Raw genomic sequence first — 24,571 nt, 5'->3', positions numbered from 1 at the left:
CGGGGGCCGGGGCCCGGGGGCGGCGCGTGCCGAGGGGCGCACGGAACGTCCGCTCGGACCCGGCCGCATAGCGGGCATTGCCGCCCACATAGGGCAAGATAACGAATCGGCGTCAACAACCGGTGTGCCGCTTGACACTTGAGCGTTCAACGACTACTGATTGATACGGGTCAGCAATTCCGGGGCGTCGCGGAGAATCGTTTGGGGTGTTCTTGCGACGCCCCGCATCCGTGTCCGCGACCGGGCCGAACCCCCGCCACCGGCCCCGCGCATCCTCCGCAATCGAGCGTCCGCCGCATTCACACAAGATCGCCGCACGCCCCATTCCGAAATGACCGCGCTTACCTCCGCACGCCCACTCCCCGCTCCGGCGTCCCCACCCGCACCACCGTGTTCCCCCGCCACCGGCCGCCGGGTATCCTTGCGCTGGCGCGGCGCCGTGTGCGACCCCGCCGAGCCTCAGTAGCTCAGCTGGATAGAGCACCGGACTTCTAATCCGATGGTCGCAGGTTCGAATCCTGCCTGAGGCGCTCTCTTCCCCCAGTTCAGCGGCCTACAGCGCCACTCCCCCACCGCCAGGGCGACGGGTTCGGCCGCCCTCGGTTGCACCGTTGGTGGCAATTCCCGGACTCACATGCCTCCCGTCGAGGTGTCCTCTTCGCGGAAGGTCGCAGCGACCACGCCCTCCTCCTCGTTGAGGGTCGAGGTGAGCTCGCGGACCGAGCCGCGGCCCGCGAGGGTGATCGCGGTGCTCCGCTCGTCGCCGTCGCCGTCCTCACTCTCGATCTCGACCACCGTGAAGCCCTTCGCCGTGCACAACGCCAGCGCCGCCGCGAGGCCTTCGGAGGTGGAGTAGCGCAGGTGAAGGCGGCCGGTGTGCTTGGCATGGCGGGCGATCCAGTCCTCGACGGGGGCGAGGCCGGCGACGACGAGCAGGTGGGCGGCGGTGACGGCGACCGCGGCCCACGGCAGGCCGGCGGCGCACGCGATCGCGATGGCGGTGACCGACCAGATCGAGGCGGCCGTGGTCATGCCGTAGACGAGGTTCCGGCGGAAGAAGATGACCCCCGCGCCGAGGAAGCCGACCCCGGTGACCACCTGCGCGGCGATGCGCGCGGGGTCGACGCCGGGGGTGCCCGCCGGTACCTCGGCGAAGCCGTATCGCCCGACGAGGACGAACAGTGCGGCGCCGACTGCGATGAGCGCGTGCGTGCGCATCCCCGCTGGCTTGCCCTGCCATTCGCGTTCAGCGCCGATGAGGAGGCCGAGCAGGAGCGCGAGCCCGAGCGGGGCGAGCTGTTCGAGTAGCTGGTCCATGGCCGCAGAGGCTACCCGTTCGGGCGGGGTCCGAATCACGGTTGGGAGGGACGGTTGAGAGGGACGGTCCGCCGGGACGGTCGAAAGGGGCGGTCCAAGAGAGGCAGTTGAAAGGGGCGGTCGAAAAGGATGGTTGAAAGGGATGGTTGAAAGGGACTGTCAGGCGAGGAGGTCGGTCTCCCAGCCGCGGTCGTCGACGGGGCCGCGCTCGCCTCGGACGAGGCGGTAGTGCTCGGCGGCGAGGGCGTCGGCGCCGAGCTTGTCGCCGAGCATGTCGAGCCAGTCGCCGGGGGCGATCTGGGTGGCGTAGGCGGCCATAGCGGCCCGCTTGCGGGCGGTGGCGGCGTCGTCGGCGGTGATCGCGGCGTCGATCTGGTCGTCGGGGACGCCGAAGGGCAGGTCGGCGGCGCTCGCGACGCCCGCGAAGGGGTTGTCGGGGGCGCTGGCGAACGCGTCGAACTGGGCTTCGATGATGCTGCGGGGCATGGTGGTCCAGTAGATCTTGCGCACCTCGTGGGCGGGGCCGAGGTCGGGGCGCCAGTCGGGGTCGGCGGCGAGGTCGCAGGCGCGCATGGCGACGCGGTGCGCCTGGATGTGGTCGGGGTGGCCGTAGAAGCCGTCGGGGTCGTAGGTGACGAGGACGCGGGGGGCGCGGTCGCGCAGGACGGCGACGAGGTCGGCGGCGGCTTCGTCGAGGTCGGCGCCCCAGAAGGCGCGAGGGTGGTCGTTGGCGGGGGTGCCCATCATGCCCGAGTCCCTCCAGCGGCCGACGCCGCCGAGGAAGTGGGTGTCGGCGACGCCGAGCGCGGCGGTGGCCTGGCGGTACTCCCAGTACCGGTAGCCGCCGAGCTGGTCGGCCTCGGCGGCGGCGAGCCCTTCGAGGGCGGGGACGCGGACCTCGCCCTCTTCGCCGAGGGTGCAGGTGACCACGGTCAGGTGGACGTCGGGGCGGGCGGCGTAGTGGGCGAGGGTCGCGCCGGTGCCCACGGTCTCGTCGTCGGGGTGGGCGTGGACGAAGAGGAGGGAGCGTTCGCCCCGTTCCGGGTGTCGGGGGGTGACGGGTGGGCGGGTGCCGCGTGCGCTCATGCGGCCCAGCGTAGCCGCGCGGGCGGGCCACTGGCGCCACTCGCGACCCACCGGACGCAATGGACCACTCTGATGAATCTTAGGAATCTACCGTCACACCAAGAAGAATGCTCGCGATTGTGATGCACCCCATGGTTCCAGGTCGTATTCGTGGGGCTATTCTGCGCTGACGGGCCCAGGCCCGGCACAAGCGAACGGGCTCCGGTCCGAGGGAGAGCCGCGCGAAGGGGCGCCATGACCACAACAGACGAACCTGCCGTCACGCGATCGCCGAGAGCCGCGATCAAGGCGCGGAACCTGCGGATCGACAACTGGCGGCGGGGGCCGATCCTGACGGTCCTGGGCATCACCGCCTGGGTCGCCTACGCGACCTTCCGGGTCTTCTACCAGGGCGACTACTGGGTGGCGGACTACCACTACCTGACGCCGTTCTACTCCCCGTGCGTCTCCGACGGCTGCGTCCCCGACTCCGCCCACTTCGGACGGTTCCTGCCCGACCACCCGCTCCTGCCGTACGCGGCGCTGAGCCTGCCGTTCCTCCTGGCCTTCCGGCTCACCTGCTACTACTACCGCAAGGCCTACTACCGGTCGTTCTGGCTCTCCCCGCCCGCCTGCGCCGTCCCCGACGGGCACGCGAAGTACACGGGCGAGACTCGCTTCCCGCTCATCGGCCAGAACCTGCACCGGTACTTCTTCTATCTCGCCGTGGCGATCTCGCTCATCAACACCTACGACGCGATCCTGGCCTTCCGCTCCCCCGACGGCTTCGGCCTCGGCCTGGGCAACCTGGTCCTGACCGCGAACGTGGTGCTGCTCTGGTGCTACACGCTCGGGTGCCACTCGTGCCGCCACGTCATGGGCGGGCGGCTCAAGCACTTCTCGAAGCACCCGGTCCGGTACCGGCTGTGGACGATCTCCAGCGCGCTCAACGGCCGGCACATGATGTGGGCCTGGATCACCCTGGCCTCGCTGGCGCTCACGGACTTCTACGTCATGGCCGTGGCAGCCGGATGGATCACCGACCTCCGCTTCGTGGGATAGGGGAAGAGCATGAGCGACAACGACATCAACGAGGTCGAGCACCTGGCGTGCGACGTCCTGGTCATCGGCGCGGGCGGCGCGGGACTGCGCGCGGCCGTCGAGGCGCGCCTGGCGGGCAAGAGCGTCATCGTCATCTCCAAGTCCCTGTTCGGCAAGGCGCACACCGTCATGGCCGAGGGCGGCGCGGCCGCCGCGATGGGCAACGTCAACGCCAACGACAACTGGCAGGTCCACTTCCGCGACACCATGCGCGGGGGCAAGTTCCTCAACAACTACCGGATGGCCGAGCTCCACGCCCAGGAGGCGCCCGACCGGATCTGGGAGCTGGAGACCTACGGCGCGCTGTTCGACCGCACCCCCGAGGGCAAGATCAGCCAGCGCAACTTCGGCGGCCACGAGTACCCGCGCCTCGCCCACGTCGGCGACCGCACGGGCCTCGAACTCATCCGCACCCTCCAGCAGAAGCTCGTCTCGCTCCAGCAGGACGACGAGGCCGCGGGCGAGTCGGAGTCGAAGCTCCAGGTCATCGACGAGACCACGATCACCGAGCTGTTCATCGAGGGCGGCGCGGTCAAGGGCGCCTTCGGCTACCGCCGCGCCACGGGCGGCTTCATGGCGATCGCGGCCCCCGCGATCGTGCTCGCCACCGGCGGCATCGGGCGCTCGTTCAAGGTCACCTCGAACTCGTGGGAGTACACCGGCGACGGGCACGCCCTCGCGCTGCGGGCCGGGGCGAAGCTCATCAACATGGAGTTCATCCAGTTCCATCCGACCGGGATGGTCTGGCCCCCTTCGGTTCGCGGCATCCTCGTCACCGAGTCGGTGCGCGGCGACGGCGGCGTCCTCAAGAACTCCGCGGGCGAGCGGTTCATGTTCGACTACATCCCCGAGGTGTTCAAGGCGCAGTACGCCGACAACCCCGAGGAGGGCGACCGCTGGTACACCGACCCCGACCACAACCGCCGCCCGCCGGAGCTGCTGCCGCGCGACGAGGTCGCGCGGGCCATCAACTCGGAGGTCAAGGCGGGCAGGGGTTCGGAGCACGGCGGCGTATACCTCGACATCGCGTCCCGGCGCGACGCCGAGACCATCCGCAAGAAGCTCCCCTCGATGTACCACCAGTTCAAGGAGCTCGCGGACGTCGACATCACCGCCGAGCCGATGGAGGTGGGCCCGACCTGCCACTACATCATGGGCGGCATCGAGGTCGACGCCGACACTGCCGCCTCGGCGGTCGCGGGCCTGTTCGCGGCCGGCGAGGTCTCGGGCGGGATGCACGGCTCGAACCGGCTCGGCGGGAACTCCCTGTCGGACCTGCTGGTCTTCGGCAAGCGCGCCGGCGAGTACGCCGCGGCGCACGCCTCGGGCGCCGAGTCGCCCAAGCTCACCGAGGCCGAGATCGCCGCGGCGGCAGAGGACGCGCTGCGCCCGTTCGGGAACGAGGGCGAGAACCCGTACGCGCTCCAGAGCGCGCTCCAGGCGGTGAACGGCCGCCTGGTCGGGATCATCCGCAAGGCGGGCGAGCTGGAGGAGGCGCTGACCGAGCTGGCGGCGCTCGAAAGCCGGATCGCGAACGTGAGCGCCTCGGGCGGGCGGGCCTACAACCCCGGCTGGCACCTCGCGCTCGACCTGCGGAACATGTACGTCTGCTCGGTGGCGACGGCGAAGGCGGCCCTTGAGCGCGACGAGTCGCGCGGCGGCCACACCCGCGAGGACGCCCCCGGCATGGACCCCGAGTGGCGCAAGATCAACCTGGTCGCCTCCCTTGAGGACGGCGAGGTGCGCTTGACGCGCCAGGACGTCCCGGCCATGACGCCGGAGCTGCTGGGGCTGTTCGAGACCGCCGAGCTGTCGAAGTACATGACCGCCGACGAGTACGGCACTGCGACGACCGATCCCTCAACGACAGTGGAGGAAGCCTGATGAGCACGAGGACCTTCCGGGTATGGCGGGGCGACGCCGAGGGCGGCGAGCTCGCCGAGTTCGACGTCGCGGTCAACGAGGGCGAGGTGGTCCTCGACGTGGTGCACCGCATCCAGGCCGAGCAGGCCCCCGACCTCGCGGTGCGGTGGAACTGCAAGGCCGGCAAGTGCGGTTCGTGCTCGGCCGAGGTCAACGGGATGCCGCGCCTGATGTGCATGACCCGCATGAACCTGTTCGCCGACGGCGAGCCGGTCACCATCACCCCGCTGCGGACCTTCCCCGTGGTGCGCGACCTGGTCACCGACGTCTCGTTCAACTACGAGAAGGCGCGCGAGATGCCGCAGTTCGCGCCCCCCGCGGACCTCAAGCCCGGCGAGTACCGGATGCAGCAGGTCGACGTGGAGCGCAGCCAGGAGTTCCGCAAGTGCATCGAGTGCTTCCTGTGCCAGAACACCTGCCACGTGGTGCGCGACCACGAGGAGAACAAGCCGCCGTTCTCGGGCCCGCGCCTGTTCATCCGCGCCGCCGAACTCGACATGCACCCCCTCGACGCGCGCGACGACCGGCGCGAGGCCGCTCAGGACGAGCAGGGCCTGGGCTACTGCAACATCACCAAGTGCTGCACCGAGGTGTGCCCCGAGCACATCCACATCACCGACAACGCCATCATCCCGATGAAGGAGCGCGTCGCCGGCGACCGGTACGACCCGCTGGTGTGGCTGGGCCGCAAGATCTTCCGCAAGGGCAAGGCGCCGAGCGCCACGGATTAGGGCCTCGGCACCCCGGGACTACGACCGGGGTCGAGGCCGCGCGTCCGCTCGGGTACCCGGAGCGGACGCGCGGCGCCCCGCGCCGGGCGATCCTGAGTGGATGAGATTGCTTCACTCCCTCAACCGATCACTGCGCCTGGACCTGTGGCCCTGGCTGTGGGCCGGCGCCTCCGGCGCCGCGGTCGCCGCCGCCTTCGGCCTGGCCCGCGGCGAGTACCACGGGATCTCGGGCTTCAGCTCCACGAACTTCGGCTGGCTGGTCTTCACGCTGGTCGGCGGCATCGTCTACGGGGTGCGCCAGGCCGACGGGCGGCTGCTCCCCCTGGGTCTGCTGCGCCCGCTGCGGGCGGGCGCGCTCGCGTTCGCGCTGTGCATCGCCGCGGTGTGCGTCACGGGCCTGGTGTTCCTGCCCGAACAGCCGCTGTGGACCACTCTGACGACCGACGCGGTCGGCCGCGCGTGGGTGATGGCGGTGCCGGTGGTCGCCGTGGCCTGCGCGGTCGAGCTCGGCAAGGCGCTGCGTCGGCGGTTCGCGGGAACCCCATGACGTGAAAGGAGGGCCCCGGCTGGCGGGGCCCTCCTTTCACGTCATCGCTCAGGCGGTCTCGACGAGGTCGATCTCGACCACGATGTTGCCCCGGGTGGCGTTGGAGTACGGGCAGACCTGGTGGGCCTTCGCCACCAGCGCCTCGGCGGTCTCACGGGGGGCGCCGGGGGTGGCGACCTCCAGGATCGCGTTGAGGCCGAAGCCCTCGCCCTCCTTGCCGATGCCGACGCTGGCCTCCACGGTGGAGGCGCCGAGGTCGACCTTGGCGGCGCGGGCGACGGCCTGGAGCGCGCTGTGGAAGCAGGCCGCGTAGCCCGCCGCGAAGAGCTGCTCGGGGTTGGTCTTGCCCCCGGGGCCGCCCAGTTCCTTCTGGATGGCCAGGTCGAGGTCGATGAGGCCGTCGTCGGTGGCGACGCGGCCGTTGCGGCCCTCTCCCGAGGAGACGGCGTGGGCGATGTAGAGCGGTTCCATGGTGTTCCCCTTACTCGGTGGCGGTTTCACGGGTGCGGATGGCCTGGGTGAACTCGTTGAGCTTGTCGCGCAGGGCGATGAGTTCGTCGTGCGACATGCCGGAGGCGCCGCCGACGACCTGCGTGATCTCGCAGCCCCGGCTTTCGAGCGCGGCGCCGGACTCGGTGAGGTGGACGGTCACGCGGCGCTCGTCGCCGTTCGAGCCGCGGCGGCGCTCGACGAACCCGGCGGCCTCCAGCCGCTTGAGGAGCGGCGAGACGGTGCCGGAATCGAGTTGGAGCGCGTCGCCGAGGTCGGTCACGGTGCGGCCGTCGCTCTCCCACAGCGCCATGAGGACCAGGAACTGCGGGTAGGTCAGGCCGAGCCGGTCGAGGAGCGGCCGGTACAGCCCGATGACCGCCCGGGAGGCGGTGTACAGCGCGAAGCAGGCCTGTTCGCGGAGTCGAGGCGTGGCGTCCATGCACAGAACCATAGCGCACAACTTAATTGTGCACAACTCAATCGTGAACGCATCACACTCACCCGACGGATCGCCGCGCCCGAGTCGCAGTGCGAGTCGACGCGTCGAACCGCCCCTGCCATCCTTAGCCCCCACCCACCCAGAGGGGAAACGTACTGCCCACGATGCCGCGCGGGTACGACGAAAACCGGCTCCGGCAGCGGTGAAGTCGCCCGATCGGAGGAGGCGACACGACTCGGGCTCGGTTCAGGCGCGGCCCAGGCCGGTCGCCTGCGCGACGGCCTTGAACGCGGCCTCCGGGTCGGCGCGGACCGCGGGCGGGAAGTTCCCGGCGATGAGGAGTTCGGCGAAGCCGTGCGCGAGGGACCAGGCGCCGAGCGCGGCGGCGTTGAAGCCCGCGTCGGGGTCGGACTCGCCCGAGCCGCGGTGCAGCGCGGCGGCGGCGCGGGCGGCGGCGCGCTCCAGGTCGGGGTCGTCGGTGTGGACCAGCTCGGGCCGGAACATGACCGCGAAGTACGGCCTGCGGTCGATGGCGAAGCGCACGTAAGCGGCCCCCACGGCGTAGAAGTCCCCGGTGTCGCCCCAGGCCGCCTCCAGCGCGTCGGCGAAGCGCTCGAAGCCCTCGGCGGCGACCGCCGTGAGGAGCCCGGCCTTGTCGCCGAAGTGGTGGGCGGGGGCGGCGTGGGACACGCCGGCCCGCTTGGCGACGGCGCGCAGGCTCAGGGCGCTGGGCCCGGCCTCGGCGACGGCCTCGACGGCCGCGTCGATGAGGGCGCGGCGGAGGTCGCCGTGGTGGTAGCGATCGGTCACGCGGCCACTCTAGCGCAGAACTTGACAGTGTCAAACAACACGGGCACACAACTTGACACTGTCAAGACCGGTGGGTAGGTTGAGGACAACGCACGAGATTGGAAACCCCCTGATGTTCGAATCCACCATCGCCCTGAGCGACGCCTCCCGCATCCTGGCCGGGATCGGCCTCCTCACCGTCGTCACCATCGAGTTCGGCGGCCTGTTCCTCGTCAAGGTCGCCGGAGGGGGCGTGCCCCTCACCGACTTCCAGAAGGCCTTCTCCCGCGCCGGGCACGCCCACGCCGGCGTCCTCGTCATCCTCAGCCTCGTCGCCCTCGTCCTCGCCGACGCGACCGCGCTCACCGGCTTCTGGGGCTGGACCGCCCGCGCCGCGATCCCGGCCGCCGCCGTCCTCATGTCCGGCGGGTTCTTCGCCGCGATGGCGGGCAAGGGCCGCACCCGGCCGAACCGGGCGATCGCGCTGGTGTTCGTCGGCGCGGCGAGCCTCGCGGCCGGGGTCGCGACCCTCGGCGTGGGCCTGCTGACCGCCTGAACCGGCCCCGAAACCGGGCGCCCGCCCCCGAAGGCGACAGGCACGCCGCCCGACACCCCGCCCGCGGGGTGGGCGCCCACTCCATACGAGGTCGCGCCGCGACGTCCCGCTCCGGCGCCGCCTAGACTTGACCCTCGTGAAACTCAGCATCGGTATCGTCGGCCTGCCCAACGTCGGCAAGAGCACGCTGTTCAACGCGCTGACCCGCTCGGACATCCTCGCGGCCAACTACCCGTTCGCGACCATCGAGCCGAACGTCGGCGTCGTCGCCGTCCCGGACGCGCGGCTGCCGAAGCTGGCCGAGATCTACGAGTCCGAGAAGATCCTGCCGGCCACGGTGACGTTCGTCGACATCGCCGGGCTCGTCAAGGGCGCGTCCGAAGGCGCGGGCAAGGGCAACCAGTTCCTCTCCAACATCCGCGAGACCTCGGCCATCGCCCAGGTCGTGCGGGTCTTCGAGGACGGCAACGTCACCCACGTGGACGGCAAGGTCTCGCCCGTGGACGACATCGAGACGATCAACACCGAGCTGATCCTCGCCGACCTCCAGACCGTCGAGAACGCCCTCAAGCGCCTCGAACGCGAGGCGCGCATGAACAAGGACGCCCGCGCCAAGCTCGACGCCGTCAAGACCGCCCAGGAGGTGCTCGACTCCGGGAAGACGATCTTCGCCGCCGGGCTCGACACCGAGCTGCTCTACGACCTCCACCTGCTGACCGCCAAGCCGTTCATCTACGTGTTCAACGTGGACGAGGACCAGGTCGCCGACGAGGACCTGGCCGCGAAGCTCCGCGCGCTCGTGGCCCCCGCGCAGGCGGTCGTGCTCGACGCCAAGTTCGAGTCCGAGCTCATCGACCTCGACGAGGAGGAGGCCCGCGAGCTCCTGGAGTCCACCGGCCAGAGCGAGCCGGGCCTCGACCGCCTCGCCAGCGTCGGCTTCGCCACCCTCGGCCTCCAGACCTACCTGACGGCCGGCCCCAAGGAGACGCGGGCCTGGACGATCAAGCAGGGCGCGACCGCCCCCGAGGCCGCCGGGGAGATCCACACCGACTTCCAGCGCGGCTTCATCAAGGCCGAGATCGTCTCCTTCGACGACCTCGTCGCCGCAGGCACCATGCAGGCCGCCAAGGCCGCCGGCAAGGTCCGCATGGAAGGCAAGGACTACGTCATGGCCGACGGCGACGTGGTGGAGTTCCGCTTCAATGTGTAGCGGCGCCGCCGGCCGCGCCGACGCGGGCGGCGGCGCTCGCGTCCGGGCGTCGCCCCGGCGCCCGCCTCGATGAAGGGAACGTCGCGTGAGTCGGATCGAGTTCGCCCGTGAGAACCGGTGGCTGCCCCGCGTGCTCCGGCAGGACCGGGATCTGGCGCTCGAGGTCGTCGGCGGCGCCGACGCCAACCACGACCCGCGGATCTTCGTTGTCCCCGTCGGGGAGGCGCACCTCGCAGTCCTCCGCGACGACCTGTCCAGGCATCTGATCCTGTGGAGCGCGCTGCTGCCGCTGTGCCATGACGCGGGCGTCAGCGGCCCGCTCGACCAGGACGCGGCCGCCGCGCTGCTCGACCCGATCCTCCTCGCCGCGCCCGAGGACGTGGACGCGTTCCTCGGCCGGGCCGAATGGGACCGGGTCCGGCTCGTCGCGCACGGCGCCGACGTCGGCCTGCTCGAAGGCGGCCGGGTCCTCGCGGCGATGGGGGCGGCCCGTGAGACCGCCGACTGGAGTCGGGCGCAGGAGTACGAGGCGGACCGCGACCGCGCTCGGCGCGGCGTCGCGCTCTCCCCGCTCGACGCCGCAATCCTGAAGTACACCGGGCAGTACCTGCACCGCTCGACGATCCCGCGCCGCGACCCCGGGGCCGTCGATCCCGGGCTGCTCCCCGAGGTGCTCGAAGTGATCGGCGCCGCGGAGCGGGCCTGCGCGGGGATGCGCATCGCTCGAGATCCGCGAAGGGGCAAGACCGGCACCGACAAGCAGGACTGGCGCCGGATGGAGGAGGCGGCCCGCGCGGCGGTGCGCGGCGCGCGCCCGGATTCGGCCGACGACGCGGTGAACACCGTGGGCTTCCTGATCTGTGCCGAGGCCGCCGCCGACGCCCGGAAGCGACCGTTCGACGCCGACGCCGACCGCTCCGCCGGGGCACGGGCACTCGAGTTCTCCGACGACAAGGACGCCGAGCAGACGTGGACCCCGGGCGCTCCCCGCGCCGCAGCCGAGGCGTTCTGGGAGTTCGTGGCCGAGCGGCACGGCTCGGGCAACCAGGTGTTCACCATCGAGGACGAGGCCTTGGGCGAAGGGCTCCAGCTGTACTTCTACGCCGACGCCGTCACACGCATCACGACCGCCACACCGGCGGACGGCGAGGAAAAGGCGGTGTACCGGGTCGAGTACAGCCTGGTCGACGGCCTCGCCCGGTACCTGGCCGTGGTGCGCGCGTTCGTGGACGGCGGCTGCGCCGCACTGGACGGGCTCGGGTCCTGGACGACGGACGTCGACGAGTTCGAGCAGGCCCGCCGTCACCGCGACGAGGCGAATCGGCAGGGCACGGACGGAGGCGAGGCCGGCCCCGATGCGGCGGCTCCCCGCCGGTACGTCTTTCGCGACGACACCGGCACCGAGGAGCAGGCCTCGGTGCGCCGCCCCCAGGAGGGCTACGTCGCCTTCTCCGCGTTCTTCAAGGGCCGCGACGGCGGGGTCGTCACCATCGAGGACCAGGCCTCGGGCGAGCGGCTCGTGCTCATGCCCGGGAGGAAAGTGATCGCCCGGGCCGAAGGGGGCGAGGGCTCCCGAACCGAGTACCTCAAGGTCGACCGCGCCAACGCGTACATGCCCGCCGCGATGCTGTTCTTCGAGAACGGATTCTCGGGGCTGCGCCACTTCGGGCAGTGGATGCCCCGCCTCGACGACCTCGAAGCGTCGCCAGAGGCCCGCGGGAGGGCGCGGGCCGAGGCGGTCACGACGGCGTCCGACGCGATCGTGGAGGTGGCGCGGATCTGGGCCGCTTCGGGCATCGTCGACACGAGCGACCGGTTCTACGTCTTCTTCGAATCGGACCGCCTGGAGGACCGTCGCGCCGAGCGCGCCGAGCTGATCGAACTGGTCGGATTCCTCGGCCTCGACCGCGTCGATCCGCCCGCCGGGGCGGCCGACGGCGAGGTCTGGGTGCGCACCGACCCGCGCCTCGACGCCGAGTTCGAACGGTGGTCGTGACGCCGGCTCACCGGCCGTCCTCGACCGGGGCCCGGGTCACTCCTCGGGCGGGAGCGCCGGGTGGTCGGTGGGGTAGACCCCGACCGCGAAGCCGTAGACGGTCTCGCCCGATCGCGGGAGGCGGTCGAACTCGGCGACGAGGGCGGCCATGCGGTCCCAGAACGCGGAGGCCTGGTCCTCGCTGATGCGCGCGTGGCGGATGAAGCCCCAGAGCCGGCCCTCCTCGAAGGCCGCCGCGGACTCGCGGGCGGCCACGTCGAAGTCGTTGAAGTCCCCCGCGGCGGTGCCGGTGGCGGCCGGTTCGGCGGCGATGTGGAACAGGCGGGCGGTGCGCCCGTAGAAGCGCTCCTCGATCGCGCGGACCTTTCGCGTGCGCACGACCTGGAGCAGGCCGTTGCGGGCGAGGACGTCGACGTGGTGCGCGACCGTGCTCTTGGGGCGTTCGAGCGCGGCGGCGAGTTCGGAGACCGTGGCGGCCCGCTCGGCGAGGAGTTGCAGGACGGCGGTGCGGAGCGGATGGCCGACGGCCTTCACCTGGGCCGGCTCGGTCAGGGCCATCCGGTCGGCCAGTTCGTAGCCCGGGGGGTTGTCCTCCATGAATGAACAGACTAGCATCGTGGAATGATCCAGATTATTCGATCATTCGGAGAGGGACACCGCTGACATGGCCGACGTACTGCTCTACCACCACATCCAAGGCCTTACCGAGGGTGTGCAGGCCTTCGCCGAGGCACTGCGGAAGGACGGCCACACCGTGCACGCGCCCGACCTGTTCGACGGCCGCACCTTCGACAGCATCGAAGAGGGCTTCGGGTACGCGCGCGAGACCGGCTTCGACGCGATCCGCGAGCGCGGCGCCGCCGCGGCCGAGGGGCTCGGGACCGGACTCGTCTACGCCGGGTTCTCCTTCGGCGTGACGATCGCCCAGCGCCTCGCCCAGACCCGCCCCGGCGCCCGCGGCGCGCTCCTCCTGCACTCGTGCTTGCCGGTGACGGAGTTCGGGGAGGCCTGGCCGAAGGGCGTCCCGGTGCAGATCCACGGCAAGGAGGGCGACGAGTTCTTCGACGAGGACCTGCCCGCCGCACGCGAACTCGCCGGCGCTTCGGAGGACGCCGAGCTGTTCGTATACCCCGGCGACCAGCACCTGTTCACCGACTCCTCGCTCCCCGCCTACGACCCGGAGGCCGCCGCGCTGGTCATGGAGCGGGTGCGGGCGTTCCTCGCCGCGATCTGACCGGGAGAAGGCGGGCGGGCCCGGCCGCCCAAGGCTCCGGAACGGGGCCGCTTCGCGAACGGCACCACGGGGACGGGACGCCCAGCGGCGCCGGACTGGCGCTCAGGCGCGAACTCGGGTTGGATCGCAACCATGGGATTGCACTCGTTCCACCTCTCGAGGATGCCGGTGCGCGACGCGGCCGGCGCACTGATCAACACGTCGGCGGCGCCGGGGCTGCGGCACCTCGAAGTGATGGCCGGGATGCGCCTCGGCGCGCCGGTCGTCTCGCCCGACCGGATGCAGGTCCGCAAGATCGCCGTGTTCGCCGAATGGGCCGACGAGGACGCCCTGGAGTCGTTCCTGGCACGGCACCGGTTCGGCCGGAGACTCGATGCGGGATGGCATGTGCGCCTGGCGTTCCAGCGGCGCTGGGGCGAGGTCCGGGCGCTCGCGCACCTGCCGGCCGAGGCCGAGCGCACGGTCCTGGACGACCCGGTGGTCGCGGTGACGCTCGCCCGGATGCGCCTGCCCGAGCTGCCGCGGTTCCTGCACTGGGGCAGGCCCGTCGAACGGCAGGTGCGCGACCACCCGGAGACGACGCTGGCGCTGGCGGCGATGCGGCCGCCGCGGACGATCTCGACGTTCTCGGTCTGGACCAGCGCCCGCGCGATGACGGGCATGGTCTTCGGGCGCGGCGAGGGCGGGGCGGCCCGGCGCCACAGCGAGGCCATGGCGGAGCGGGAGCGGCGGGACTTCCACCGCGAGTTCACGACGATGCGGTTCCGGCCGCTGTCCGAGCACGGCGTGTGGGAGGGCCGGTCGGACTACGTGCCGCGGGCGGCGAGGCCGGGGGCCTGAGGACCCGCTCGACGTCGCCCGGTTCGCACGCCGGGACCTCGGAAGTGGTCGGCGCGGTCCGGCCAGGAGATCGCACCCGCTAAAACGGTGCGCCCGCCGGGACGGTGGGGTTCCCGACGGGGGCGGCCTGCGCTATTCGGTCCGTCTGAGCCAACGGAAGCGGCCGCGGGCGAGGTGCGGGTGGGCCGCGGTGCCGCCGGCCATGGTGATGTAGGCGGTCTCGACGCGGCCCGCGAAGGTCACGTCGGTGAGGCTGAAGCCGCCCTCGCGGGCGAGGACGATGAGCGTCGCCTCATCGCTGCGCGACACGTCCGGCCTGACGCCGAGGGTGTCCGCGAATATCTTGATCTGCTCGGCGAGCTCCGCGTGCTGCGAATCGTCGAGCGGCAGCGAGCGCGAGAGGCGGCCGTCGTCGGCGACCCAACCGTCGAGCTCCCTCAGTGCGTCCAGCAGCACGTTGTCGTCTTGCTCCGTTCTCCCCATATGGCACCGTCGCCATTCGTCGTGGCCGTTCTGCTCGCACCGCGTCCGACGTGCGTCGCCCTGCGGTGGCAGGGCCGCGGCCGATCAGTAAGGTTGGTCTGATTCGGCTCCGGCGGACACGGGGGGCGTTCGTGTCTGAATTGTCGCCGGATCTTTATCATTTCTGAACCGAGTCTTCCGCGTCTCCCAGTTTCTGTCCAGGGCGGCAAATGGGATTAACCGGGAATTTCGGATTTATCGGGGCAGTTCTTGTCTGGTTTTGTGCCGGCGGCCACGATTCCTGACCGCACGGCCCAAGCGACATCATCCGAACGTATGAGACACAGGTCGCTTTCTGTTGCTCACCGATGGTCGCCGACCCCGCGAAAGATAACGAAACGCCCTCGTTCCGGCAACGGCGCGCGGCCCCCGGGCCGCCTTTGAGCGCCCCGTAGACTCCGGCCCGTGACCGAGGAGAGCGCGAACCGCGCGGACCCCGGCGGGCGGCGCGTCGTCGTCGGCGCCGCCATCCGCGACCACCGCGGCGTCCTGGCCGCCGCCCGCGCCTACCCGCCCGAACTGGCGGGCCTGTGGGAGTTCCCCGGCGGCAAGGTCGAGCCCGGCGAGAGCGAGACCGACGCGCTGCGCCGCGAATGCCGCGAAGAGCTCGGCGTCGCCATCGAGGTCGGCGAGCGCGTCGGCGGCGACCTCGTCACCGGCGGCGGCCGCTTCCTCCTGCGCGTCTACCTCGCACGCCTCGTGGGCGGCGAACCGGAGGCGAAGGAGCACGCCGAACTGCGCTGGCTCGCCCCCGACGCGCTCGACTCGGTGCCGTGGCTCCCGGGCAACAGGCCCGCCGTCGAGGCGCTCGCGGCGCTGCTGCACGGCTGAGCGGCTCGGCCGCCGCCTTCCGCGACGAAGGTCGGTGCGTGCCCGCCGACGGTGCCGAGCCGCAACACGGAACGCCCTAGAAAAAGGTCCAGACCACCTCGACCACGCGGCCCGTGGCGGGGTCGGCCATCGGGATCTGGCGCCACTTGTCGAAGGTGGTGCACGGGTGCGACAGGCCGAGGCGCACGACGTCCCCGACGGCGAGGTCCTCCGTCACGCCGGTGAGCGTCAGGTGCTGGTCGCTGATCTGCGCCCCGGTCGCGCCGAAGCCCAGCGGGACCGGCAGGTCCTGGTCGAAGGGGAAGTCGCGTCGCCCGCCGTCGAGGACGACCGTGCCCGGTTCGGGCCGGGAGAGCACGCGGGCGCGGCCTTCAGAGGCGGGCTTGAAGGTCGGCCCGTCGCCGCCGCGGGCGGCCGGGGTCATGCGGGCGTAGAAGCCGTGGTCGTGCGTGAGGTAGGCGCCCGAGCGCAGGACGACCTCGGCCTCCGGCGCGAGCGGAGAGAGGACGGCCGCGACGCGGTCGAAGTAGGCGCTGCCGCCCGCGGTGACGACAGGCCGGTCGGCCTGGAAGTCCAAGGCGGCGTAGAGCTTCGCGAGGTCGGAGAGGTAGGCGTCGATCGCGTCGAGCGAGGCGGCGTCGGTGCCCGAGGCGACCGAGCCCTCGTACCCGGCGACGCCCGCGAGCCGCAGGTGCGGCGAGGCGGAAACGACTTCGGCGACGCGCATCGCCTCGGCGAACGAGCGGGCACCGGCCCGCCCGCCCGGGATGCCGAGCTCGACCAGGACGTCCAGGGGCGCCTTGGCGCCGCCGGAGGCCGCGAACGCGGCCGCGTACCGCTCGACGACGGCGACCGCGTCGGCGAACAGCGCGACGGCGGTCCCGCCGGCGGCCATCGAGGCGAGCCGCATGACGTCCAAGGGGTCGGCGACCTCGTTGGCGACGAGCACGCGCGGCACCCCGAAGGCGTGCGCGACCCCGGCCTGGAAGCGGCTGGCGACGGTGACGCCGACCGCGCCCGCCGCGAGCTGGCGGCGCCACAGCTGCGGGGCCATGACGGCCTTGCCGTGCGGGGCGAGCGAAAGGCCCTTCGCGGCGCACCAGTCGGCCATGACCCGGATGTTGTGGTCGATCGCCGCGGAGGAGAGCAGCAGGCCCGGCGTGGGCAGGTCGGCGGCGAACGGGCCGGAGTCGTGCGGGGCAGAGCCGTGCGGGCCGGAGCCGAGCCACTCGGCCACGGTCATGCCGTGCGCCGAGGCTGGCAGGCCCTTGCACCGGAAGTCGATCACCTGGGCGTCGAGGTGGCCGAGCATGGTTTCGTCGATGTCGCACCGCCACTGTCAGGAGCCGCCGATAATTGGAATGTATCTTTACTATATGACTCAGGAGTTCGCACCGACAACGAAGACCGCGATCCGCACCGACGCCGCCCCGGCCCCCGCCCACGCCTTCCCGCAGGGCGTCCGCAAGGGCCCCATGCTCACCGTATCCGGCCAGGGCCCCGTCGACCCCGCCACCGGCGAGTACCTCCACCCCGGCGACGTCAAGGCCCAGACCCGCCGGACCCTGGAGAACGTCGCCGCGATCCTCGAAGCCGGCGGCGCGAACATGGGCGACGTCATGATGCTCCGCGTCTACCTCGCCGACCGCGAGGACTTCGCCGCCATGAACGAGGTCTACGGCGCGTTCCTCGACGAGAAGGTGCCCGATGGGGTCCCCTTCCCCTGCCGCACTACCGTGATCTGCACCCTCCCGAGGGCCGAGATGCTCGTGGAGATCGACGCCCTGGCCTGCGTAGACTGACCGTTCGTGCCGAGGTGAGAGAGGGCGTCGAGTGGCTGCAATGGACTTCGTGATCCGAGGCGCCGACGTCGCCGACGGGACCGGCGCGCCGCTGCGGCGTGCCGACGTCGGCGTCAGGGACGGCCGGATCGCGGCGATCGGCGACCGTCTCGACGGCACCCGCGTCATCGACGCCGGAGGCCTCGTCCTCGCCCCCGGCTTCATCGACATGCACGCCCACTCCGAGCTCGCCCTCCTCGCCGACCACGACCACCTCGCCAAGCTCGGCCAGGGCTGCACCCTCGAAGTCCTCGGCCAGGACGGGCTCTCGTACGCGCCCCTCGACGAGACGACCGCACCGCGGATGCGCGAGGCCATCGCCGCCTGGAACGGCCGCCCCGAGGTCGACCTCGACTGGCGCAGCGTCGGCGGCTACCTCGACCGACTCGACCGTGGCATCGACGGCCGCGGCATCGCCGCCAACGCCGCCTACCTCGTCCCCCACGGCACCGTCCGGATGCTCGCCGTGGGCTGGGAGGACCGCCCGCCCACCCCAGCCGAGCTCGACGTCATGAAAGCCCATGTCGCCCAAGGCATGGAGGAGGGCGCGTTCGGCCTCTCGGCCGGGCTCAGCTACGTCCCCGGGATGTACGCCGACACCGCCGAACTGGTGGAGCTGTGCCGCGTCGTCGCGCGTTACGGCGGCTACTTCGGTCCGCACCAGCGCAGCTACGGCGCGGGCGCCATGGAGGGCTACGCGGAGATGATCGACATCTGCCGCCGGGCCGGGTGCGCCCTCCACCTCGCCCACGCCACCCTCAACTACGAGGTCAACGAGGGCCGCGCCGCCGAGCTCCTCAAGCTCGTGGACGAGGGCCTCGACGAAGGCGTCCCCATCAGCCTCGACACCTACCCCTACCTGCCGGGCATGACCATGCTTGCGGCGCTCCTGCCGAGCTGGTCCGTCGAGGGCGGCTACGGGGCGCTCGCGCAGCGCCTCCGCGACCCCGCCACGCGGGCCCGGATCGTGCACGAACTCGACGCGGAGGGCACCGACGGCGCCAACGGCGTGCCGGTCGACTGGTCGAAGATCGAGATCGCCGGCGTCGCCGACCCCGGGCTGCGCGGCGCGGTCGGCCGCAGCGTCTCCGAAGCGGCCGGGGCTCAGCGTCCCTCGGAGTTCTACCTCGACCTGCTCGTGCGCGACGACTTCGGCACCGCCTGCCTCATGCACGTGGGCAACGAGGAGAACGTGCGCGCGATCATGCGCCACGGCGTCCACACCGGATCGAGCGACGGCGTGCTCTCCGGCGACAAGATCCACCCCAGGGCCTGGGGCTCCTTCGCGCGCTACCTCGGGCACTACACGCGCGAGCTGGGCCTGCTCAGTGTGGAGGAGTGCGTGGCGCACCTGAGCGGGCGGCCCGCCGCGGTGCTCGGGCTGAAGGACCGCGGCCTGGTCCGGGAGGGCTTCGCGGCCGACCTGGCGCTGTTCGACCCCGAGACCGTCGACGCCCGCTCCACCTTCGCCGAGCCGCGGCGCCAAGCCGCCGGTGTGCCGTACGTGTTCGTCAACGGCGCCTTGGCGATAGAGGACGGCGCCAGAACCGAGGCCCTCGCAGGGCGGTCAGTCCGCCGCTCCTGAACCGATCGAGGAGGTCGCGCCGAGGCCCCGCCGGGCGATCGGCGTACCGCTCCTGACTGCGCGACTCACGCTTTCGGGTGACACCCGCCCCGCCGACCCCGGTTCTTGTCGCACCCGCGCACGACGATCGGGGCGAGCCTTCCATTCCCCTCTCGGGAGGGTGGGGGTTAGGGATGGCAGGCCATGGGCGGCTTCAAGAACGGCCCGCGCCGCGTCGGGAGGCGCGTGAGACCATGGCCTCCGCCTGCAGGCGATCACAAATCGGAGGGCTCATGTTCGAAGCGTCCCTGGGCGGCGGCGTGCGGCTGCGGCCGCTCGTGCCGGAACTGGCCGACGAGCTGCTGAAGCACATGGACCGCGGCCGCGAGTTCATCGGGCGGTACGTCGCCATCGCCGACGTCGTTTCGGACGCGGCGGGCGCCCGCTCGTTCCTCGACGCCTACGCCGCGAAGACCGCCGCCGACACCGGCCGGATCTGGGGCGTCTGGAGCGACGACGTGCTCGTCGGCGGCGTCCTGTTCCGCACTATGGACTTCCGGATGCAGACCGCCGAGGCCGGCTGCTGGCTCGAACCCGCCGCCACCGGCAAAGGCCTGGTCACCAGGTCGGTGTCCGCGATCATCGACTGGGCGATCGAGGAGCGCGGCATCCACCGCGTCGACTGGTACGCCGCGACCCGCAACGCCGCGAGCGTCGCGGTGGCGCAGCGGCTCGGGATGACCCGCGAAGGCGTGCTCCGCGAGGCCTACCTTCACCGCGGCGAACGCTACGACATGGAGGTCTGGTCGGTCCTCGCCCCCGAATGGATCGCGCGCGAACGCTGAGTCCGCTTGTTCCGCAACATGGCGGGGGCTCCCGCCGCAACGGCGGGAGCCCCCGGTTCGATCCACGCCCGGGCGCCGTCCCCTCAGGACCGCGGCCGGGCCTCGCTCAGCAGCCCAGTTCCTCCAAGGTGAAGCTCAGGTCGGCGGTGTCGCCGGCCAGGACGTCCACTGCGGCGAAGTCGGCCGCGTAACCGTCCTTCGAGGCGATCACCGTGTAGGAGCCCTCCTCGAACCAGTAGGAGTAGGCGCCGTCGGCGTCGGTCCAGAAGTGGAAGGCGTCGCCGTCCTCCACCCGCACCTGGACCTGGGCCTCTTCGATCGCGACGGTGGTGCCGTCGCAGGTCTCGGCCTCGACGGTGCCGACGAGCTTGCCCTGCTCGACGGTGGGCACGACCAGCATCGAGACCGCGACCGTCGGCGACGGGTACGGGCTCACCACGTCCAGCGACAGCGTCGCGGTGTACGTGCCCGGCTGGTCGACACCGGCCGCCTCGGTGGCGCTGGTCTTGACCGCCACCCTGACGGTCTCGCCGGCCGGCACGACCACCGAGTCCACGCCGGTGGTCAGCCAGGACGTGTCGCCGGGGTAGGCGTAGCCGAGGATGCTGAACCCGCCGCCGCCGACGCTGAAGTCCACTTCGCCGTCGGCCGTGCCGGAGTTCGTGAGCTTCAGGTAATGCGTCCACGAACCCCCTTGCTGCACATACGAGTTCAGCGTCTCGGTGTTGACGCTGATCTGGGCGGTGCCGACCGCGAAGTCGGCGGTGGTCCACGCGTCGGGGACGATGGACACCTCCTCGGTCGCGGTCCCGTAGTCGGCGACGCTGGCCTTGAACTCGGACGGGCCCGAGCCCGGCGCGAAGGTCCAGTAGGCCCCTTCGGCGTCGGTCACGGCGCTGTAGCCGGAGTCGGTGTGCGTGACCGTCGCGCCCTCGACGGGCGCGCCCGTGTCGAGTTCGGTGACGGTGCCGCGCACGAGGCCGCCCTCGATCGGGACGCAGTCGCGGGAGTCGCCGACGAACACGTCGTCGATCTCCCACCACCAGGCCCAGGTCTTGTTGTCGTTGTAGTGGAACTTGACGCGCGCCTCGGTCGAGTCGGCCCACTCGGACAGGTCGAGCTCGACGGTCTGGTTGCGCGCGTTGGCGGTCGGCGCCCAGATGACCTCCCAGGTCTCGCCGCCGTCAGGGCTGACCGACACTTCGGCGACCGTGTTGTACGAGCCCTTGTAGTAGTCGGTCGCGAACGACAACGTCGGGGTGTCGGCGCTGGAGAGGTCGAACACGGGCGAGACGAGGTCGGTGTCGATGAGCTTGTTGCCCGAGCCCTGCTCGTCGGAGTCGATGACGGCGAAGCCGCCCGACCCGGGGGTGCGGTTGCCGCGCCCGCCGGGGTCGTCGAACGCCCACGGCCACGGGGTCGGGCTGCGGTCCACGACGGTCCAGCCGGCGGGGAGCCCGCCGCCCTCGAACCCGGCGCCGAGCGGTTCGTACCCGTAGCCGGCGGCGGTGCAGCCCTCGGCGATCGGGACCTCGATGAGCTGGTCGGCCGCGGCGACGACGCCGACGGTGACCTCCTGGTAGCCCGGGAGGTCGGCCTCGACGACCAGCTCCCACTCGCCCACGGGCAGGTCGAGCGAGAACTCGCCGGTGTCCGGGTCGGTGGTGGTGGAGACCTCGCCTCCGGCCGTGGTCACGGTGGCCGGGAGCGGCCAGCCGTGGCCGGAGCCGTCGACGACGGTGCCGGTGACGGTGCCGGACTCGACGGCGGTGAGGACCGCGTCGAAGACCGCCGTCTGGTCGGCCTCGACGGTGACCGTGCCGGTCTGCTCGCCGTAGCCGAACTTGGTGACGGCGACCGCGTACTCGCCGGCCGGGACGACCGGCAGGGCGAACGTGCCGTCGGCCTTGGTGGTGGCGGTGCGGGTGTACTCGCCGGTGAAGACGAGCTTCGCGGACTCGACGGGCTCCCCCGCGTCGTCCACGACGGTGCCGCTCAGGCCGCCGGTGTCGCCGACGGGCGAGGCCTGGACGGCGGCGAGGACGTCGAGCCTGCCGTTGCCGAAGACGTTGTTGAGCTCCTCGGTGCCGCCGCACTCGTCGTCGGCGGTCGGGACCGCCGATCCGGTGAGGATCGAGTAGATCTCGTCGTAGTCGCCGTCGAGCGCCGGTGCGGCCGAGAGCATCAGCGCGATGGCGCCGACCACGTGCGGCGACGCCATGGAGGTGCCGCTGCCGTTGCCGTAGCCGGTGCCGGGCAGGGAGGAGCGGACCGCGACGCCGGGTGCGGCGAGGTCGGGCTTGACCTGCCCGTCGCGGCCGGGGCCGCGGGCGGAGAAGTAGGCGATGTCGCCGTTCACGTCGTAGGCGCCGACGCCGATGACGTTCGGGTACAGGCCCGGCGAGCCGGCCGACTCGCAGCCCTCTTCGCCGTTGTTGCCCAGGGACATCACGGGGATGATCCCCGAGGCGTGCCACAGCGCGACGACGTCCTCGTAGAACGGGTCGTCGACGGAGGCCGTGGTGCCCCAGGAGTTGTTCACGACGTCGGGGGCCTTGGAGGGGTCGGGCGAGGTGCCGTCGGCCTTGGTGGGCGCGGCGATCCACTGCCCGGCCTCGATGAGGACCTCGGCGCTCGGGCAGCAGCCGTTGACGGCGATCCACTCGGCGCCGGGGGCGACGCCGATCTGGTTGGCGCCGCCGTCGGAGCCGACCATGGTGCCCATGGTGTGGGTGCCGTGGCCGTCGGTGTCGCAGGGGGCGTCGCCGGTGCATTCGCCCGCGACGTCGAAGAAGTTGTAGTCGTGGCTGAAGGTGCCGTCGCCGTTGTTGCCGCGGTACTGGTTCACCAGGGCGGGGTGGTCGTAGTCGACGCCGGTGTCGATGGAGGCGACGACGACGCCGGTGCCGTCGTAGCCGAGGTCCCACACGTCGGGGGCGTTGATGTCGTCCAGGCCCCACTCGACCGCGTCGGGCTCGACGCCGCCGGCGAGGGGCTCGACCGGTTCGATGAGTTCGTACTCGGGGGCGTCGACGATGCCCGCGACGGTGTCGAGGAGGACCAGTTCGGCCAGGAGGTCCTTGTCTCCCTGGACCTTGACGGTGTTGGACCCCCAGTAGGATTCGTAGTCGGCGCCTGCCTCGTCGAGGAGGTCGATCACGTCCCTCTGCGAGGTCTCCGCGAAGTCCTTGGCCGCTGCAACGGCCTGGGACCCCTTCTCGGTCTTGGTGTCGGCGGCGAAGGCGGGGCTGTAGTCGGGGGCTCCTTCGAAACGCACCCAGAGTTCGGCCTCGCCTTCGGCCTCGATCGCGGCGAGCAGGTCGGGGGCGACCTTCTGCTCGATGAGGGCGTCGGCCTCGGTCTCCGCGAACGCTGCGGTACCGGGCATCGCCGATACCAGTGCGCCCGCGGCCGAGGCCGCGAGTACTTTGGCCCATCGTCGTTGCGGCTTCGTCACGACGGCTCCTGTTCTGTTGGGCTCCGCGCGGGGTTCCCTCCGCGGAGCGTCACCTGTTGTCGGGCGGACGCCTCGCGTGGATGCGCGGGCGTCCCCGAAGCCACCGTGCCAGTCCACAAACGAACGCACAAGACCCCACTTTGCACGGTTCGGGCAGGGCCTCACAGACCTCCGGTTTCGACCAGATGCTCCAAAGTGAACGAATCGCACGCATGGGGCGGGGCCGACAGATGCCCTGAACTCGGAAGATTCAGCCCCGAGGCGGGCGAGTCGAACAGGCGGCCCATCGGAGGTAACGCTTCGTCAATCATGCGGAAACAGTCTGTCGAATCTTTGATGTGATCAAGATCACAAAGAAGGTGGTGCATCCCGTTTGGGACGCTTGAGGTCGGCAATGCGTCATGAACGCATTACCCCTTTTGCGCCCCCGGGCACGACGAAGGGCCCCCGCCAACAGGCGGGGACCCTCACAACGTCGTATGTCGGAACCGCTGCGGCGCGGGATCAGAAGTCGAAGCCCCCGAAGTCGCCGCCCCCGGCGTCCCCGCCGAAGTCGCCGCCACCGCCGCCGTCACCGGAGTCATATCCGGCCTCGGAGCCGTCCCCGGCGCCCTCACCGCCGTCGCCTTGGTCGTAGCCGCCGCCCTCGACCATGCCGCCCGCGTACGCGGGGGCCAGCATCGCGTCGAAGATCATCAGGCCCACGAACGCTCCCGCCGCACCGGCCAGCGCGGGCTGCCACCACGGGGTGTTGTACCAGCCCGCGGGCACCGGGCGACCGTCCACTCTGCCGCCCGGGTAGTAGTGGCGGTTGTCGTCGTCGGGGTCGGGCGAGCCGGTGTACCGGCGGCCCTCGACCTCGGCGCTGACGCGCTCGGTCAGGACGCCGACGCGGGCCTGGCCGCGCAGCGTGGGGATCTCGGGGCCGGGGTCGATGCCCATGGCGGTGCGGGCCGCCCGCACGTAGTGCAGGCCTTCGATCGCCGTCTCGGCGGCGAGGCGGTACTGGTGGATGGTGGCGGCCGATTCGAGCTGGGAGCCCGCGGCGGTGTACCGCTCGCCCGCGTCGGCGAGGGCCTGGCCTGCGGGGAGGTTGTCCCCCGGCGCGGTGAGGTTCATCGTCTGGCCGCCGAGGCGCTCGTGCAGGCGCCGGGCTTCGGCCGCGGCGTCGGCGAGTTCGGCCACGGCGCGCTTCTTGTTGGACTGGACCACGTAGGCGATGACCGCCACCGCGACCACCAGCAGGGTCAACCACAGCAACATGATCAGAG

23 protein-coding genes and 1 tRNA gene are annotated in these 24,571 nt (G+C 71.5%); 14 read left to right on the top strand and 10 right to left on the bottom strand.

What is annotated here, in order from left to right; all coding sequences use genetic code 11:
• Positions 1-456: 456 nt before the first annotated feature.
• A tRNA-Arg gene (locus tag E9998_RS01665) sits at positions 457-530 on the top strand.
• A gap of 100 nt (positions 531-630) precedes the next feature.
• Here the strand turns inward: E9998_RS01665 and E9998_RS01660 are convergent.
• Positions 631-1,317 carry an MgtC/SapB family protein gene (locus E9998_RS01660; protein ID WP_136527950.1) on the bottom strand — a complete coding sequence of 229 codons (687 nt, stop codon included), beginning with the start codon at positions 1,315-1,317 and terminating at the stop codon, positions 631-633.
• A 159-nt stretch (positions 1,318-1,476) separates the two neighbouring features.
• The gene (mshB, locus tag E9998_RS01655; RefSeq protein WP_136527949.1) at positions 1,477-2,403 is read right to left on the bottom strand and encodes an N-acetyl-1-D-myo-inositol-2-amino-2-deoxy-alpha-D-glucopyranoside deacetylase; all 927 of its coding nucleotides are present in this window, start codon (positions 2,401-2,403) and stop codon (positions 1,477-1,479) included.
• A gap of 234 nt (positions 2,404-2,637) precedes the next feature.
• Here mshB and E9998_RS01650 point away from each other — a divergent pair, with 234 nt between their 5' ends.
• The 4 genes from E9998_RS01650 to E9998_RS01635 all read left to right on the top strand — a co-directional run bounded on the left by E9998_RS01650 (position 2,638) and on the right by E9998_RS01635 (position 6,684).
• Positions 2,638-3,444, top strand: a complete 807-nt coding sequence (locus E9998_RS01650; RefSeq protein ID WP_136527948.1) for a hypothetical protein — start codon at positions 2,638-2,640, stop codon at positions 3,442-3,444.
• Between the two features lie 9 nt (positions 3,445-3,453).
• The gene (locus tag E9998_RS01645; protein ID WP_136527947.1) at positions 3,454-5,367 is read left to right on the top strand and encodes a fumarate reductase/succinate dehydrogenase flavoprotein subunit; all 1,914 of its coding nucleotides are present in this window, start codon (positions 3,454-3,456) and stop codon (positions 5,365-5,367) included.
• Positions 5,367-6,137, top strand: a complete 771-nt coding sequence (locus E9998_RS01640; protein WP_136527946.1) for a succinate dehydrogenase/fumarate reductase iron-sulfur subunit — start codon at positions 5,367-5,369, stop codon at positions 6,135-6,137. Before E9998_RS01645 ends, E9998_RS01640 begins: the two co-directional genes overlap by 1 nt.
• A gap of 100 nt (positions 6,138-6,237) precedes the next feature.
• Positions 6,238-6,684, top strand: a complete 447-nt coding sequence (locus E9998_RS01635) for a hypothetical protein (protein ID WP_136527945.1) — start codon at positions 6,238-6,240, stop codon at positions 6,682-6,684.
• 48 nt (positions 6,685-6,732) lie between these two features.
• Here the strand turns inward: E9998_RS01635 and E9998_RS01630 are convergent, their stop codons facing one another.
• The 3 genes from E9998_RS01630 to E9998_RS01620 form a co-directional block, all read right to left on the bottom strand.
• Entirely contained in the window at positions 6,733-7,155 is a 423-nt protein-coding gene (locus E9998_RS01630; RefSeq protein ID WP_136527944.1) for an organic hydroperoxide resistance protein, read from the bottom strand.
• A 10-nt stretch (positions 7,156-7,165) separates the two neighbouring features.
• Positions 7,166-7,615 (bottom strand): MarR family winged helix-turn-helix transcriptional regulator, encoded by a 450-nt coding sequence (locus E9998_RS26645; protein ID WP_136527943.1) that lies wholly within the window; start codon positions 7,613-7,615, stop codon positions 7,166-7,168.
• 246 nt (positions 7,616-7,861) lie between these two features.
• On the bottom strand, positions 7,862-8,425 hold the full coding sequence (locus tag E9998_RS01620; RefSeq protein WP_136527942.1) for a TetR/AcrR family transcriptional regulator: 564 nt from the start codon (positions 8,423-8,425) through the stop codon (positions 7,862-7,864).
• A 112-nt stretch (positions 8,426-8,537) separates the two neighbouring features.
• Here E9998_RS01620 and E9998_RS01615 point away from each other — a divergent pair, with 112 nt between their 5' ends.
• From E9998_RS01615 to E9998_RS25760, 3 genes are all read left to right on the top strand, one after another.
• Positions 8,538-8,960, top strand: coding sequence for a hypothetical protein (locus E9998_RS01615; protein ID WP_136527941.1), 423 nt, complete (start codon positions 8,538-8,540; stop codon positions 8,958-8,960).
• A gap of 136 nt (positions 8,961-9,096) precedes the next feature.
• A complete protein-coding gene (gene ychF / locus E9998_RS01610) occupies positions 9,097-10,170 on the top strand; it encodes a redox-regulated ATPase YchF (protein ID WP_136527940.1) in 1,074 nt (357 codons plus the stop codon).
• 85 nt (positions 10,171-10,255) lie between these two features.
• Positions 10,256-12,166, top strand: coding sequence for a DUF6357 family protein (locus tag E9998_RS25760; RefSeq protein WP_204745189.1), 1,911 nt, complete (start codon positions 10,256-10,258; stop codon positions 12,164-12,166).
• Positions 12,167-12,202: 36 nt separating this feature from the next.
• On the opposite strand, the gene E9998_RS01595 is transcribed toward E9998_RS25760, so the two are convergent.
• Entirely contained in the window at positions 12,203-12,763 is a 561-nt protein-coding gene (locus tag E9998_RS01595) for an ArsR/SmtB family transcription factor (RefSeq protein ID WP_136527939.1), read from the bottom strand.
• Positions 12,764-12,830: 67 nt separating this feature from the next.
• Between E9998_RS01595 and E9998_RS01590 the strand changes: the two genes are divergently transcribed.
• On the top strand, positions 12,831-13,400 hold the full coding sequence (locus E9998_RS01590; RefSeq protein WP_136527938.1) for a dienelactone hydrolase family protein: 570 nt from the start codon (positions 12,831-12,833) through the stop codon (positions 13,398-13,400).
• A 132-nt stretch (positions 13,401-13,532) separates the two neighbouring features.
• Positions 13,533-14,240, top strand: coding sequence for a hypothetical protein (locus E9998_RS01585; RefSeq protein WP_136527937.1), 708 nt, complete (start codon positions 13,533-13,535; stop codon positions 14,238-14,240).
• Between the two features lie 132 nt (positions 14,241-14,372).
• Here E9998_RS01585 and E9998_RS01580 read toward each other — a convergent pair whose 3' ends face one another.
• Positions 14,373-14,723, bottom strand: a complete 351-nt coding sequence (locus E9998_RS01580) for a pterin dehydratase (RefSeq protein WP_192907026.1) — start codon at positions 14,721-14,723, stop codon at positions 14,373-14,375.
• Between the two features lie 444 nt (positions 14,724-15,167).
• Between E9998_RS01580 and E9998_RS01575 the strand changes: the two genes are divergently transcribed.
• Positions 15,168-15,593 carry a (deoxy)nucleoside triphosphate pyrophosphohydrolase gene (locus tag E9998_RS01575; protein WP_136527936.1) on the top strand — a complete coding sequence of 142 codons (426 nt, stop codon included), beginning with the start codon at positions 15,168-15,170 and terminating at the stop codon, positions 15,591-15,593.
• 76 nt (positions 15,594-15,669) lie between these two features.
• On the opposite strand, the gene E9998_RS01570 is transcribed toward E9998_RS01575, so the two are convergent.
• The gene (locus E9998_RS01570; protein WP_136527935.1) at positions 15,670-16,905 is read right to left on the bottom strand and encodes a type III PLP-dependent enzyme domain-containing protein; all 1,236 of its coding nucleotides are present in this window, start codon (positions 16,903-16,905) and stop codon (positions 15,670-15,672) included.
• A gap of 64 nt (positions 16,906-16,969) precedes the next feature.
• Between E9998_RS01570 and E9998_RS01565 the strand changes: the two genes are divergently transcribed.
• The 3 genes from E9998_RS01565 (at position 16,970) to E9998_RS01555 (ending at position 19,843) form a co-directional block, all read left to right on the top strand.
• Positions 16,970-17,395, top strand: coding sequence for a RidA family protein (locus E9998_RS01565; RefSeq protein WP_136527934.1), 426 nt, complete (start codon positions 16,970-16,972; stop codon positions 17,393-17,395).
• Between the two features lie 40 nt (positions 17,396-17,435).
• A complete protein-coding gene (locus tag E9998_RS01560; protein WP_136527933.1) occupies positions 17,436-19,019 on the top strand; it encodes an N-acyl-D-amino-acid deacylase family protein in 1,584 nt (527 codons plus the stop codon).
• A gap of 272 nt (positions 19,020-19,291) precedes the next feature.
• A complete protein-coding gene (locus E9998_RS01555) occupies positions 19,292-19,843 on the top strand; it encodes a GNAT family N-acetyltransferase (RefSeq protein WP_136527932.1) in 552 nt (183 codons plus the stop codon).
• A gap of 106 nt (positions 19,844-19,949) precedes the next feature.
• Here E9998_RS01555 and E9998_RS01550 read toward each other — a convergent pair whose 3' ends face one another.
• Both E9998_RS01550 and E9998_RS01545 read right to left on the bottom strand, forming a co-directional pair.
• Positions 19,950-23,300: a S8 family serine peptidase gene (locus E9998_RS01550; protein ID WP_136527931.1), complete on the bottom strand. Its 3,351-nt coding sequence runs from the start codon at positions 23,298-23,300 to the stop codon at positions 19,950-19,952.
• Between the two features lie 504 nt (positions 23,301-23,804).
• Positions 23,805-24,563 carry a hypothetical protein gene (locus E9998_RS01545; RefSeq protein WP_136527930.1) on the bottom strand — a complete coding sequence of 253 codons (759 nt, stop codon included), beginning with the start codon at positions 24,561-24,563 and terminating at the stop codon, positions 23,805-23,807.
• Positions 24,564-24,571: the final 8 nt, after the last annotated feature.

The sequence above is a fragment of the Glycomyces paridis genome (genome assembly GCF_004912155.1).
GTDB lineage: Bacteria > Actinomycetota > Actinomycetes > Mycobacteriales > Micromonosporaceae > Glycomyces > Glycomyces paridis.
This window is presented reverse-complemented; position numbering and strand designations above follow the sequence as displayed.